This is a genomic window from Mesorhizobium sp. 128a, from assembly GCF_053848025.1.
The window spans coordinates 271,565-284,448 of sequence record NZ_JBSPKY010000002.1; the positions used below are offsets into that span (position 1 = coordinate 271,565).

The window sequence follows — 12,884 nt, forward strand, 5'->3', positions numbered from 1 at the left end:
TGAACACGGTCGAAGACCGGGTGCAACAACCGTGTCACCCGGCTCAGCGCCTGAACTGCCCGGTGCGCACGGCAGCGCCTATGGCGTTGAGGATGATGCTGCCGGCGGTCATCGAAGTGATTTCATTTACGTCTCGCGCGGGCGCGATCTCGACGATGTCCATGCCGACGACGCGCCCCTTGGCGAACAGTCCTTTGATCAGCTCGATCGTCTGCCGGTAGCTGACGCCGCCAGGCGACGGTCCCTCGACCGCCGGCATGACGGCGGGATCGAGACCGTCGGCGTCGATGGTGAGATAGTAGCGGCCGCCGTCCGGAATGCGCCTCAGCAGCGCCGCCGTGCCGATGTCCTGCCATTCATTGGCGGTGACGATGTTGGAACCATAGGCACGCGCCGCTTCCACCTCCTCTAGCCGGGCGCTGCCCTGGCCCCGGATGCCGAGCTGGAAAATCTCGGCGATATGCGCCATCTCCGACGCGCGGCGGATGGGGCTGGAGTAGCCTTCCCTTACCCCGTTGACGTTGTCGCGCCAGTCGAGATGGGCATCGATCTGCACCAGGGTGATCGGCCCTTCGCCGTCAAGCGCCCGGAGGATCGGGATCGGAATGCCGTGATCGCCGCCGATGGTGATCGGCAAGGCGCCGGCGGCGCGGATCTTGCGGATCGCCGCTTCGGCCCGCCCGTAGTGGCCGCCGGCGGCATCGCCGGGGACATCGCCGACATCGACCACCTTGACGTCCTGTCCGTCGAACAGGGTTCCGCCAATATCGAAATCATAGCGGTCGAGTCCGAGGCTGATGCGTTGCGAGGCGCGCCGCACCGCGGTCGGCGCGTTGGTCTGGTCGTTGATCGTCTCGTCGATCGTGTAGGGGCTGCCGTAGGGCATGCCAATGATGGCGACATCGGCCTTCAGCGCATCGAGATCCTCGACCAGCGGGAAGTTCAGGAAGGTCTGGAAGACGTCGCGCGGCGCTGTGGTGAGCTTGGTCATGCGGTTTCCTCTGTCGCCCCACCCTGGTGCAGGCAGGTGCTTCAGCCGCAATCGCGGCGACGCAACGCAATACAGCACCGCGATGGCGGCGTGTATCGCCAGTGACGGTCCGGCCTTTGGCATAGAAATCGGCCCGAAGCTGCCGCGCGGCCACCAAACGCAAAAAGACCGGCCAATGGCCGGTCTTTTGGTATTCAAACACTTCGAAAAGCTGGTCTCAGCTTTCCTTCGGCGTCAAAACCTGGCGGCCGCGATACATGCCGGTCTTCAGGTCGATGTGGTGCGGGCGGCGCATTTCGCCGGAGTTCTTGTCCTCGACATAGGTCGGGGCCTTGAGAGCGTCGGCCGAGCGGCGCATGCCGCGCTTGGACGGAGAGGTTTTTCGTTTCGGAACGGCCATGGATATGCTCCACTACATGGTCAAAATGCCCCGATAGCCCTCGTGAAAGGGCCGCGTCAGGGCCATAATCTGAGAAAGTCGGGTGCCTATACACGCCCTGCGCCGTTTTGGCCAGCGCCGGCACGAATTTTTTTGAGCCGGCGGCGGTTCGTCCTAATCAAGACACCCGACATAAGCGCCCGACCGGCCGGCACGGCGCTCGATCAGCGACGCCAGCCGCCGCAAGCCCGGACCGGGCTTGGCCGGATTGCGGGCAATTGGATTGGGCAGCGACACCGCGAGAAGGGCGGCCTGCCGCCGCGACAGCCGTTTGGCCGAAACGCCGAAATGATGCTGCGCCGCGGCTTCGATGCCGTAAATGCCCGGACCCCACTCGGCGATGTTGAGATAGATTTCCATGATCCGGCGTTTCGACATCACCGCGTCGAAATAGACGGCCAGCGGCAGTTCCACCACCTTGCGCACCGAACCCAGCGGCCGTGACCACAGGAAAAGGTTCTTCACCGTCTGCATGGTGATGGTCGAGGCGCCGCGCGTTGCCTCGCCGGCCAGCGCATCGTCGACGACGCCGCGCAATTCGCCGAGATCGACGCCGCGATGGAAGCAGAACTGCCCGTCCTCCGACATGATCACCGAATTCGCCAGCACCGGCGACACATCGTCGATCGAAACCCAGCGCCGGTCGTAGCCGGAAAACGTCGCCAGGTCTTTGACCATCAAGGTCGATATCGGATGCACGAAGGACGGCAGGTAAAGGAAGGTCAGCACAATGGGTATCGCCGCCAGCACGGCGACGGCGACCAGGCAGCGTCGTGCCAGGCGCTTCAGACCGGCGCGGTTCACGCGCCTCGGTCGCGCCATGTCCAGCCCTTCGATTTCATGATCGACGATCGGTTCAGTCAAGCCGCCCCACCCGCGCCAGTCTCCCGCCTCCGGCATAATGGCGCGAGGCTTCTTGCGCAACGTCTGAGTGTCGGCTACCGCTCCCGGCCATGACGAAAGACGAACAAATGGTCTTCGAAGCCGCACTTTTGGTGCGGGCGGCCGCGATCGAGACCGAGCTCAGGCTGCTGCTCGACGGCAGCACACTGGCCGGCGAGATCGTCCGGCCGCAGCGCCTGATGGCGGCCATGCGCCATGGCGTGCTGAACGGCGGCAAACGGCTACGCCCCTTCCTGGTCATGGAAAGTGCCGCGCTTTTCGGCGCCGATAGCGAGGCCGCATCGCGCGTGGCGGCGGCGCTGGAATGCGTGCATTGCTATTCGCTGATCCATGACGATCTGCCTTCCATGGACGACGACGATCTGCGCCGCGGCCAGCCGACGGTGCACAAGGCCTTCGACGAGGCCACCGCCATCCTGGCCGGCGACGCGCTGTTGACGCTGGCCTTCGACATCGTCGCCGATGAGGCGACGGCCTTGCCGGCGGAGCGCAGGGCAGCGCTGGTGCTGGCGCTGGCGCGCGCGGCCGGCGCCGGCGGCATGGTCGGCGGCCAGACGCTCGACCTCGATGCCGAGCGCGACAGGCCCGACGAGGCCGGCATCATCCGGCTGCAGGCGATGAAGACCGGCGCACTGATCCGCTTCGCCTGCGAAGCCGGCGCGATCATTGCCGGCACCGCACCGCAGGACCGCGACAGGCTGGCCGAATTCGGCTCGGCGGTCGGCCTTGCCTTCCAGCTCGCCGACGACCTGCTCGACCTGACCGCCGATGTCAGCCAGATGGGCAAGGCGACGGGCAAGGACGCCGCCGCCGGCAAGGCGACGCTGGTGGCGCTGCATGGCACGAATTGGGCGCGCAGCCAGCTCCATGGGCTGGTCAAGCAGGCGCATGAATTGCTTGAGCCTTACGGTGAACAGGCAACCTTGCTGAAGGCTGCGGCAAGTTTCGTGGCAATCCGCAACAACTGACGTCGCTGCCAATTGGATAGCTGAAAACCGTTCTCGAAATTTGTCCGTTTTCACTGCCTTAATCAGGGTCACGCGATCGCCCCGAACCAAGTGGGTGCACTATCTGACCTTGACGACGACCTTGCCCTTGGCACGTCCTGTTTCGACGTAAGCCAGAGCCTCCTTGGTTGCTTCAAAGGGGAAGACCCTGTCGACAACCGGGCGGATCGCCCCATCTTCGATGAGGGACGTGATTTTGCTCAGTTGCTCACCTTGCGCCCACATGAACAGGAACGAAAATTCCACGCCCCGGCGCTTGGCTTTGGTCCGGATACCGCGACTCAGCAGGCGCAGCAGCAGCCTTAGCATCAGGTTCAGTCCCAGCTTCCTGGCAAATTCGGGATCCGGCGGGCCGGAGATGGAGATGAGCTTGCCGCCCGGCTTCAGTATATTCAGGGACTTTTCAAGCGTCTTGGCATCCTGGCTGTTCAGGACGACGTCATAGCCCGACAGGACTTTCTCGAAGTCGTCTTTCTTGTAGTCGACGACGACATCGGCGCCGAGACCCTTGACCAGATCGACACTCGCCGCGCTCGCCGTTGTCGCAACGGTCGCGCCGAGGTGCTTTGCCAGTTGGATGGCGAATGTCCCCACGCCGCCGGAACCAGCCTGGATGAAGACTTTTTGGCCTTTCTTCAGGCCAGCCCTCTCGATGAGAGTCTGCCAGGCGGTCAGACCCACTAGCGGGATTGAAGCCGCTTCTTCCATGCTGAGGTTCGCGGGCTTCAGGGCCACATCGGCTTCATCGATTGCGATGAACTCGGCGAATGTCCCGATCCGGCCGTCGCGCGGCCGCGCATAGACAGCGTCGCCGGGCTTGAATTTGCGGACTTTCGAGCCCACCCTGACAACCCGCCCAGCCACGTCGTGGCCGAGGATGAAGGGCCGGCGATAGGGCAGGATGAGTTTGAATTCGCCGGACCTGACCTTGGAATCCAGCAGGTTCACTCCTGCGGCATGGACCTCGACCAGGACATCGTTATCGCCGGGCTTCGGCTCCGGGATCTCGGCCAGCCGCAGAATGCCTTTCTTGTTATACTTATCGACAACGAATGCCTTCATGGCAGTGACTTTCTGAAAGTGTCTGTTGGCGTGCCGTTTGTGGGTGAAATTCTCCGTCTCACCGTTGTCAGACCGGTAGGCGGAACTGCTTGCGCAAGGTCTTGTCGAACATCGCCGCGGGGGCGAAGCGGCGCAGCAGGCTGACCTGGCGCGCCGCTTTCCCTGCGGTATAGCGCCGTCGCGGACGGGCATCGGTCGCCGCCTTGACGACCACATCCGCCACCACTTCCGGCCGATCGGCTTTGGGCATCACATCGGCAAGCAGTGCCGTGAGCCCGGCTCGAGCCTGATCGTATTCCTTCAAGAGAGAATCCGGCTCGATACCGTTCTGGTCGAAGACGGTACGCACGAATGCCGGCTCGATGACCGAGACGCGAATATTGAACGCACGCACCTCGTGATCGAGCGACTCCGAATAGCCCTCGAGCGCGTGCTTGACCGCCGAGTAGTGTGCTGAATATGGCGCGGGTACCAATCCCAGAATCGAGCCTATGTTGATGATGCGCCCTTCGCCTTGCCGCCGCATCCACGGCAACACCGCATTGGTCATGCGGATGACGCCGAACAGATTGACGTCGAACAGGGCCTGCACCTGTGCGACCGAGAATTCCTCGGCGCCGCCGAGCAGGCCGATACCGGCATTGTTGACCAAGAGGTCGATCCGCCCGGTCTGCACCAGCACGGTTGAAACGAGGGCGCTGACGGAGTCGCTGTCGGTCACATCGCACGTCAGCATGGACACCTGCCCCGGACCGTTGCCGGACTTGCCGCGACTTGTCCCGAAGACAGTATATCCTGCCCGCGCCAAGGCCTCGGCGCTGGCGCGGCCGATGCCCGACGAGGCTCCGGTCACGATCGCGGTTCTTCCCGAAAATGCACCCATTTGATACTCCATAGACATGAGGGCTGGCTCTTTGCCGTTGATTGAATTACAGTCGTAATATCACATTACGCTCATAATGCAATAGCAGAAAGGAACGCCGCCATGCGCTACGAAAAGGGCCGAAAGGATGCATCACGCGATCGGATCGTGGAGGTCGCAGCCCAGCGTTTTCGCGGTGACGGCATAGCTGCGTCCGGACTGGCAACCATCATGGGCGACGCCGGCCTGACGAACGGGGCCTTCTATCCGCACTTTCGATCCAAGGCGGAGCTTGTGCGTGAAAGCCTGGCGGCGGCTATGGAGATCCAGTCACGGCAACTGCAGGAAGCATTGGCCGCCGGTGGCCCGGAGATGGGCATAGCAGCGTATCTGTCAGCCGAGCACCGGGATAATCCGGGAACGGGCTGCGCGTCGGCCGCGCTGTTGCCGGAACTCGCGCGTCAGCCACCCGAAACGCGCGATGCCTATACCGAACACCTGCTGGTTCTGGTGCGCCAGTTGTCTGCCGCGCTCCCGCGGACCGAGGATCCGGAAAGCGCCGCCATGGGTGTCTTTGCGACCCTCATCGGCGCCCTTCAGTTGGCTCGCGCGGTGGCAGGGACGGAATTGTCGGATCGCATCCTCGCGGCCGGAGCAGATGCTGCGCGCAGGCTGATCCAGACACCTGAGGGTGGGAAGGCATCCTAGAGGTCGGCGGCGGCAACGGCGACAGCCCGTCACATCGTCATGACGGGTCGCACACAGGAAGGGTCTGCTTTGCAGGCTTGCCGAACCGCTATTCGCTCCGTGATTTGAAGCACGGGTCTAATGCAGATGCCTGAGCTTGTCGGGATTGCGCATGACGTAGACTGCCGCGATCTTGCCCTCCTCGATTTCAAGGGCGGTCGTCTGCAATTCGCCATCGGCTTCCCGCGTAACGAACCCCGGCAATCCGTTGACGAAGCCGACGCGCACCAGCGTCGAGCGATTGTCGCGCAGCCAGGCCGCGACCTGCGTGTACTGTTTCATGACGGCGTCGAAGCCAAGCACCGGCGCCAAAGCCGCCGGACGCTTGCCCCCGCCATCGGCGTGCGAACTGACATCTTCCGTCAGCAGTGCGCCTAGCGCCTGCATGTCGCCGCTGCGTGACGCCGCGAAGAAGGCTTCGGCGATTTCAAGGCCGCGTTGCTTCTCCACCTTGAAGCGGGGCCGCTCCTGGCGGACATGGCCTCGTGCGCGGGCGGCAAGCTGCCGACAAGCTGCGGAGTCGCGCTCGATAGCGGTGGCGACCTCCTCGAATTCCAGCCCGAACACATCGTGCAGCAGAAAGGCCGCCCGCTCGAGCGGCGAAAGCCGCTCCAGCGCCAGCATCAGCGGCAAGGTGACGTCCTCCAGATCGTCCTCTTCGACGACCGGCTCGGGCAACCATGGCCCGATATAGGTCTCGCGCTGGCGCCGCGCGGATTTGAGCTGGTCGAGGCAAAGCCGCGTCACCGTGCGGCGCAGGAACGCTTCGGGCTCGCGCACCTGCGACCGGTCGGTCCTCATCCAGCGGATGAAGGCCTCCTGCACGACATCCTCGGCGTCGGCCACCGAGCCGAGCATGCGATAGGCGACCCGCATCAGCTTCGGACGCAGCGGGCCGAAGCCTGCTGCCGCATCCTCGGTTTCAGCCTCCGTCATCAAGCCGCTGCCGCCTTGGCGCTGGAGCGTATCGCCGCTGCATCGGCATACAGGCCGAAGCCGAAGGCGATGCGGTTCCAGCCATTGATGATGTTGATCATCAAGGTGAGCTTGACCTGTTCTTCCTCAGTGAAATGCGCCTGCAAGGCTTCGTAGGCGCTCTCGCGATCCTTTCCTTCGCTAAGCCTCGTCAGCGCCTCGGTCCAGCCGAGCGCGGCGCGCTCGCGATCGCTAGCAGGGCGCCTCGCGCCAGGCCGGCAACAGATAGATGCGCTTCTCGGTTTCGCCATTCTCGCGCGCTTCGACGGCATGCAGATTGATGCAATTGGCGCAGCCGTTGATCTGCGACGCACGAAGCTTCACCAACTCGTTCAAGCTGTGCTCAAGGCTGGCGGCGACGGCGAGTTCGGTCGAGCTGCGCTGCCATTGCTTCATCAGCGCAGGGGCAGCGGCGAACAGATTGATCTTGGCGGTCATGATTGGGCTTCCTTCTGTTGGAGTACGACATCATGACGAGACGGGATCGGCTGGTGTGACATGCGGACGAATTTTTCGCCCAACAGCTGATGGGCGCTGGGATGACGCCGATCCGAGCTTCATAGCCTCGCCTCGGCGAAAATGCGGGACGCCCATTCAAGGAAAGCGCGTAGCCGGGGAGCAAGCTGCCGGTTCTGCGGATAGAGCGCCGATAATGGTGTCGGCGTCGGCGGAAAATCCTGCAGCACCTCGACCAGCGTCCCATCCGCCAGATCCTTTTCCAGCCGATAGCGCGGTGCTTGCAAAAGCCCAAAACCCAGGCGCGCCAGATCGGCCGCGGTGTCCGAATTGTTGACCCGCACCCGGCCCGGCAGTGCAACCCGACGCACCGTCGCGCCGGTGGTGAACTCCAGCGGCAGGACTTCGCCGGTACGCGAGGAGATGAAGCCGACGGCCTGATGGCCCTCCAGCGCCTCGGGCGATGCCGGCACCCCGTGGCGCTTCAGATAGGTCGGGCTGGCGCAGGTGATTTCGCCGATCATCGCCAATCGTCGCATGATCATGCCGCTATCCTGCAGGTCGCCGGCGCGAATGACGCAGTCGACGCCTTCGCGCACCAGGTCGACCAGCCGGTCGCCCTGGCCGATCTGGAGATCGATCTCAGGGTAGCGCTCAAGGAAGGCTGGCAGCTCGGGCAGCAGGAACCTCTGCGTCAGAAGCGGGTGCGCGTCAATGCGCAACAGGCCGCGCGGTTCGGTGCTGCGGAACCCGGCCTCGGCGTCTTCGACTTCGCCCAGGATCGAAAGGCAGCGTTCGTAATAGGCCCCCCCATCGAGCGTCGTGGCGACGTGGCGCGTGGTTCGGTCCAAGAGCCTCGCGCCCAGATGATCTTCCAGCTGCTTGATCGCTTCGGTCGCGGTCGAACGCGGCAGGCCAAGATCGGCCGCTGCAGCGGTGAAACTGCGCCGCTCCACCACGCGCACGAACAGCTCCATCCTGTCGAGTCGATCCATACCGTATTGTTCGCCCAATCCGAATACTGCTGTCAACGCCAGGCTGACTATCCGGCGAGGACGACAATCTATATCGACTCCAGCACAACGATTGGAGATCAACATGGACAAGTTGCAGGCAAGAACGGCGATAGTGACCGGTGCTTCCAGGGGCATCGGCGCGGCGATCGCCAGACGGCTCGCCAAGGACGGCATTGCGGTCGTCGTCAACTATGCACGCGGCAAGGACGATGCCGAGGCGGTCGTCTCGGCTATCGAAGCCGCCGGCGGCACGGCGCTGGCGGTCCAGGCCGATATCGGCGAACCCGGCGGTATGGGTGTTTTGTTCGATGCTGCCGAAAAGGCTTTCGGCGGAACCGACATTCTCGTCAACAACGCCGGCTTGATGAAGCTCTCGCAGATTGCGCAGACCGACGACGCGGCGTTCGAACGCCAGGTCGCCATTAATCTCGGCGGGCCGTTCCGCGGCATGCGCGAAGGCGCGCGGCGCCTGAAGGATGGCGGCCGCATCGTCAATTTTTCGTCGAGCGTGGTGGGCTTCTACCAGCCCGCCTATGGCGTCTATGCCGCAACCAAGGCCGGCGTCGAAGCCATGACGCATATTCTGGCCAAGGAGCTTGGCCCGCGCCGTATCACGGTCAACGCCGTCGCGCCCGGGCCGGTCGAAACCGATCTCTTCACCGACGGCAAGAATGCCGCGCAGATCGAGGCGATCGCGAAACTCATCCCGCTCGGCCGCCTTGGCCAGCCCGATGACATAGCCGGGCTCGTCGCCTTCCTCGCCGGCCCGGAAAGCCACTGGGTCAACGGCCAGATCATCCGCGCCAATGGCGGCGCGATCTAAGGATGCCGCACGGCCGCCGGCCGTTCCGCGTCCATATCGATCCGTCAGACGACGGCGCGGTCATCGTCAACGGCGTCGCCGACCGCGTCCGGGCGCAGCTTCTGGAGCGCATCGGCCTTGCCGACCTTCTCCACCCGTCGCCATGACACCCAACCCGAAAAGGAACCTTAAAATGCCCTTTGCCAACTTCAAGACGCCTGAGGCCGCCCTCACCAAGGCGCAGAAGGAAGACCTCATCCACAAGACCACGCAGATGTTCGTCGAGTATTTCGGCGAAGGCGTTCGCCCCTACACAATGGTGCTGATCGAGGAAGTCGCCGACGGAGGCTACGGCCGCGCCGACGAAGTCTTCTTCATTCCTGATGCCTACCGGGCCAAGGACGCCTGAGTTCGGGATATCGCATCCAGTCCATGCTTGGCACCCAGGAATGCAACGGATCCGGCGCGAACGAAATTTTAATGTAAATCAAGCGTAATCCCGACCATTAAAATGATGCGTATATGTTGGGGTTGCGCGTGCCGGAATACTCTTCCTTCATCCGTTCGATCCGGATCCGCTATATCTCGGGATTGTTGATCTTCGCGCTGGCCTCCGCCGCCGTGATGTTTGCGCTCAATCGCGTCAACTCCTTTCGTCACGACGTCGACGCGCTGAGCAGCAATCTCGTCGTCTTCACCCGCGATCTGCGCAATGCGTCCAGTTTTGCCGAAACCGCCAGCACCGCCTGGCGCACGGAAACCCGCGACGGCCTTGCCGCCGCCGCGCGCGGCCATTCGCAACGCCTGACCGGTGAGATCGAAACGCTCTCGGCCCAGCTTGCCGCGATCAAGCCGAGCCTGTCGGCCAGGACCCTCAACGAACTCTCCTCCGCTTCCGTCAACGGCGACCTGTTCTGGTCGTCGCGCGATATGGTGCGCAACTTCAACCTGATGTCGGCGGCGCAAAAGACCGACGAATGGAGTTCGCGCGAAATCCTCAACCAGAACGATCTGTTCGTCCAGCCGATGCTGGTGCGGGTGCGCACGGCCCTGGACAGTGAACGCCATCTGGCCGACGCCTCCAGCGACCGGCTGCTTTTGTGGGCAAGCGGCCTGTTGTTTGCGGTTCTTGCCATTGTCGCCTTGTGGATCTTCCGGCCGATGGAAAAGGCGATCCGCCGCGCCTTCACCGAATCCGCAGCATCCTTGTTCAAGGCCGAAGCCGCCGATCGCGCCAAATCGGAATTCCTGGCCAATATGAGCCACGAGATCCGCACGCCGATGAACGGCGTGCTGGGCATGGCCGAGCTGCTCGCCAAGACCGACCTCACCGCGCGCCAGAAAACCTTCACCGACGTCATCGTCAAATCCGGCAATGCGCTGCTTACCATCATCAACGACATCCTCGATTTCTCCAAGATCAATGCCGGCCAGCTGACGCTCGATCCGGCGCCCTTCCGGCTTGCCGAAGCGGTCGAGGACGTCGCCACGCTGGTGTCGGCGCGCGTCGCCGAAAAGAACCTCGAGCTGATCGTGCGTGTCGACCCGCGCCTGCCGGCCCACGTCGTCGGCGATGCCGGACGCTTCCGCCAGATCGTCACCAATCTGCTCGGCAATGCGGTGAAGTTCACCGAAAAGGGCCATGTGCTGATCGATGTCGGCGGCGAGGTAGTCGACGGTCTGGTCCAGCTCAAGGTCCGCGTCGAAGACACCGGCATTGGCATTCCGGCCGAGAAGCTGGAGAACGTGTTCGAGAAATTCGCCCAGGTCGACGGCTCGTCGACACGCCGGCATGAAGGCACCGGGCTCGGCCTTGCGATTGCCGCCCGCCTCGTCGACCTGATGGGCGGCAAGATCGGCGTCGAAAGCGAAATCGGCCGCGGCTCGGTGTTCTGGTTCGCCGTGCCGCTGCCGGCGCATCAGCAGGAGACCCGCGACGAGATCGTGCCGGTCGACGTGACCGGCGCCCGCGTGCTGGTCATCGACGACAACCCGGTCAACCGCGAGATCCTGCTGGAGCAGCTCAGAAGCTGGAGCTTCGACTGCGCGGCTGCTGAAAGCGGCGCTGTCGGCCTCGCCTTCCTCGACCGGGCCAGCCAGCTCGGTGCTGCCGTCGATTGCATCATCCTCGACTACCAGATGCCCGGCATGAACGGCGCCGACGTCGCCAAGGCGATTGCCGCAGACAGCCGTCTCTCCGCCATCCCGATGGTGCTGCTGACTTCGGTCGACCAGATTGATTTCGGCAAGATGGTCATCGATTTCGGCATTGCCGCGCATCTCACCAAGCCGGCGCGCTCGGCCATCCTGCTCGGCACCGTCATCTCGGTCATCCAGAAGGCCCGCGCCCAGATCGGCAAAGCCCAATTCGTTCGCGAGCCAGTTGTCGCGCAGGCGGCTCCCGTGGCGCTGCCGGCCTTCACCGTCATTCGTGGTCCGGTGATGCCCGCGGCCACGGTGCCCGAATCGGTGACCACGCCGAACGGCCCGATCGATATCCTGATTGCCGAGGACAATGATGTGAACCAGCTGGTCTTCGGCCAGATCCTCAATGGCCTTGGCCTCAGTTACCGCATCGCCGGCAATGGCCGCACCGCCGTCGAGATGTACCGGGCGCTGCGGCCGAAGCTGATCCTGATGGACGTCTCCATGCCGGAGATGAACGGCTACGAGGCGACCCGCGCCATCAGGGCGGCGGAGGCGGCGACAGGCAACCATACGCCGATTATCGGCGTCACCGCGCACGCGCTGAAGGGTGACCGCGACAAATGCATCGAGGCCGGCATGGACGACTATCTGCCCAAGCCCGTTTCGCCCGACCGCCTCGGCAGCAAGATCGGCACCTGGCTCAGCGAGACAGTGGCGGTGAAGACAGCGTAGCCCTGTTAGCGCGGTCGGCCGATCGGGATGATCTCCGGCGATGCCGGCGAATAGGGGGCGCCGAGCCAACTGCCGAGCCATTCGTCTACAACCAGCCCGGCTTCGTCGAGCATGCCGGCAAGTTCTTCCTTTGCCGGGAACGCGATTTTCGATTCGGCGCTCAGAACCTCTCTGCGGCCCGGGATTTCGTAGTGGGTCGAATAGGTGACGGCACCGATGTCGTCATCACGCCGGACATCGTTCCATGCCTTGATCGCGCCCAGTCCGGGATGATTCAGCATCCGGTGCGACCGCGCCGGCGTCCATTCCAGCCATTCCTCGACCGTCGGATTGCGCGTGTCGAAGATGAAGCGCCCGCCGGCAGCAAGATGCGCCGCGATGGTGCCAACCACCGCCTTGCGATCCTCCGGCGTGAGAAACACCTGGAACGCATGCCCGGTCAAAAGCACCAGGTCGAAGCGCCGCCCGAGCCGGACATTTCGCGCATCGGCCTCGACCCAGTCGACGCTCTCTCCACCCGCTCTGCGGCGCGCAATATCGAGCATCGCCGATGCGGGATCGACGCCGGCGACGCTGCGCCCACCCGCAAGTGCCGCAGCCAGTTGCCCGGTGCCGCAGCCGAGATCGAGAACCGAGCGGGCACCTTGGGCGAACCGGATGCAATAGTCGAAATCAACGCCCCGCTCGTTCTCGATGTCGTAGAACTGGACGAGGTCGGGGTCACTGTAGAGGCGGTCGGTCATG

General features: G+C 63.7%; 13 protein-coding genes and 2 pseudogenes. 6 read left to right on the forward strand and 9 right to left on the reverse strand.

From position 1 onward, the window contains the following. Nucleotides 1-43: 43 nt before the first annotated feature. The 3 genes from ACWTU9_RS04995 to ACWTU9_RS05005 form a co-directional block, all read right to left on the reverse strand. The gene (locus tag ACWTU9_RS04995) at nt 44-991 is read right to left on the reverse strand and encodes an agmatinase (protein WP_455857336.1); all 948 of its coding nucleotides are present in this window, start codon (nt 989-991) and stop codon (nt 44-46) included. Nucleotides 992-1,208: 217 nt separating this feature from the next. After that, nucleotides 1,209-1,391: a 50S ribosomal protein L32 gene (gene rpmF / locus ACWTU9_RS05000; protein ID WP_008834724.1), complete on the reverse strand. Its 183-nt coding sequence runs from the start codon at nt 1,389-1,391 to the stop codon at nt 1,209-1,211. A gap of 153 nt (nt 1,392-1,544) precedes the next feature. Further along, a complete protein-coding gene (locus ACWTU9_RS05005) occupies nt 1,545-2,330 on the reverse strand; it encodes a biosynthetic peptidoglycan transglycosylase (RefSeq protein WP_455857543.1) in 786 nt (261 codons plus the stop codon). A gap of 53 nt (nt 2,331-2,383) precedes the next feature. Here ACWTU9_RS05005 and ACWTU9_RS05010 point away from each other — a divergent pair, with 53 nt between their 5' ends. After that, entirely contained in the window at nt 2,384-3,301 is a 918-nt protein-coding gene (locus ACWTU9_RS05010) for a polyprenyl synthetase family protein (RefSeq protein WP_455857337.1), read from the forward strand. Between the two features lie 99 nt (nt 3,302-3,400). Here ACWTU9_RS05010 and ACWTU9_RS05015 read toward each other — a convergent pair whose 3' ends face one another. Both ACWTU9_RS05015 and ACWTU9_RS05020 read right to left on the reverse strand, forming a co-directional pair. Then, entirely contained in the window at nt 3,401-4,402 is a 1,002-nt protein-coding gene (locus tag ACWTU9_RS05015; RefSeq protein WP_455857338.1) for an NADP-dependent oxidoreductase, read from the reverse strand. 67 nt (nt 4,403-4,469) lie between these two features. Next, nucleotides 4,470-5,285, reverse strand: coding sequence for an oxidoreductase (locus ACWTU9_RS05020; protein ID WP_455857339.1), 816 nt, complete (start codon nt 5,283-5,285; stop codon nt 4,470-4,472). Nucleotides 5,286-5,387: 102 nt separating this feature from the next. Here ACWTU9_RS05020 and ACWTU9_RS05025 point away from each other — a divergent pair, with 102 nt between their 5' ends. Next, nucleotides 5,388-5,972, forward strand: coding sequence for a TetR/AcrR family transcriptional regulator (locus ACWTU9_RS05025; RefSeq protein ID WP_455857340.1), 585 nt, complete (start codon nt 5,388-5,390; stop codon nt 5,970-5,972). 117 nt (nt 5,973-6,089) lie between these two features. On the opposite strand, the gene ACWTU9_RS05030 is transcribed toward ACWTU9_RS05025, so the two are convergent. From ACWTU9_RS05030 to ACWTU9_RS05040, 3 genes and pseudogenes are all read right to left on the reverse strand, one after another. Continuing rightward, nucleotides 6,090-6,947 (reverse strand): sigma-70 family RNA polymerase sigma factor, encoded by an 858-nt coding sequence (locus tag ACWTU9_RS05030; RefSeq protein ID WP_455857341.1) that lies wholly within the window; start codon nt 6,945-6,947, stop codon nt 6,090-6,092. Beyond that, nucleotides 6,947-7,424: pseudogene (locus ACWTU9_RS05035) on the reverse strand (carboxymuconolactone decarboxylase family protein). The gene ACWTU9_RS05030 and the pseudogene ACWTU9_RS05035 overlap by 1 nt, the downstream one beginning before the upstream one ends. 119 nt (nt 7,425-7,543) lie before the next feature. Continuing rightward, nucleotides 7,544-8,437 carry a LysR family transcriptional regulator gene (locus tag ACWTU9_RS05040; RefSeq protein WP_455857342.1) on the reverse strand — a complete coding sequence of 298 codons (894 nt, stop codon included), beginning with the start codon at nt 8,435-8,437 and terminating at the stop codon, nt 7,544-7,546. 103 nt (nt 8,438-8,540) lie between these two features. On the opposite strand from ACWTU9_RS05040, the gene ACWTU9_RS05045 reads away from it, so the two are divergent. The 4 genes and pseudogenes from ACWTU9_RS05045 to ACWTU9_RS05060 all read left to right on the forward strand — a co-directional run bounded on the left by ACWTU9_RS05045 (nt 8,541) and on the right by ACWTU9_RS05060 (nt 12,140). After that, nucleotides 8,541-9,281 (forward strand): SDR family oxidoreductase, encoded by a 741-nt coding sequence (locus ACWTU9_RS05045; protein WP_455857343.1) that lies wholly within the window; start codon nt 8,541-8,543, stop codon nt 9,279-9,281. Between the two features lie 5 nt (nt 9,282-9,286). After that, nucleotides 9,287-9,427: pseudogene (locus ACWTU9_RS05050) on the forward strand (oxidoreductase); the annotation flags it as partial. A gap of 26 nt (nt 9,428-9,453) precedes the next feature. Further along, a complete protein-coding gene (locus ACWTU9_RS05055; RefSeq protein ID WP_455857344.1) occupies nt 9,454-9,669 on the forward strand; it encodes a tautomerase family protein in 216 nt (71 codons plus the stop codon). 113 nt (nt 9,670-9,782) lie between these two features. Beyond that, complete coding sequence (locus tag ACWTU9_RS05060; protein ID WP_455857345.1) at nt 9,783-12,140, forward strand: response regulator; 2,358 nt, start codon at nt 9,783-9,785, stop codon at nt 12,138-12,140. Nucleotides 12,141-12,145: 5 nt separating this feature from the next. Here the strand turns inward: ACWTU9_RS05060 and ACWTU9_RS05065 are convergent, their stop codons facing one another. Further along, nucleotides 12,146-12,883, reverse strand: coding sequence for a class I SAM-dependent methyltransferase (locus tag ACWTU9_RS05065; RefSeq protein ID WP_455857346.1), 738 nt, complete (start codon nt 12,881-12,883; stop codon nt 12,146-12,148). Nucleotide 12,884 lies beyond the last annotated feature (1 nt).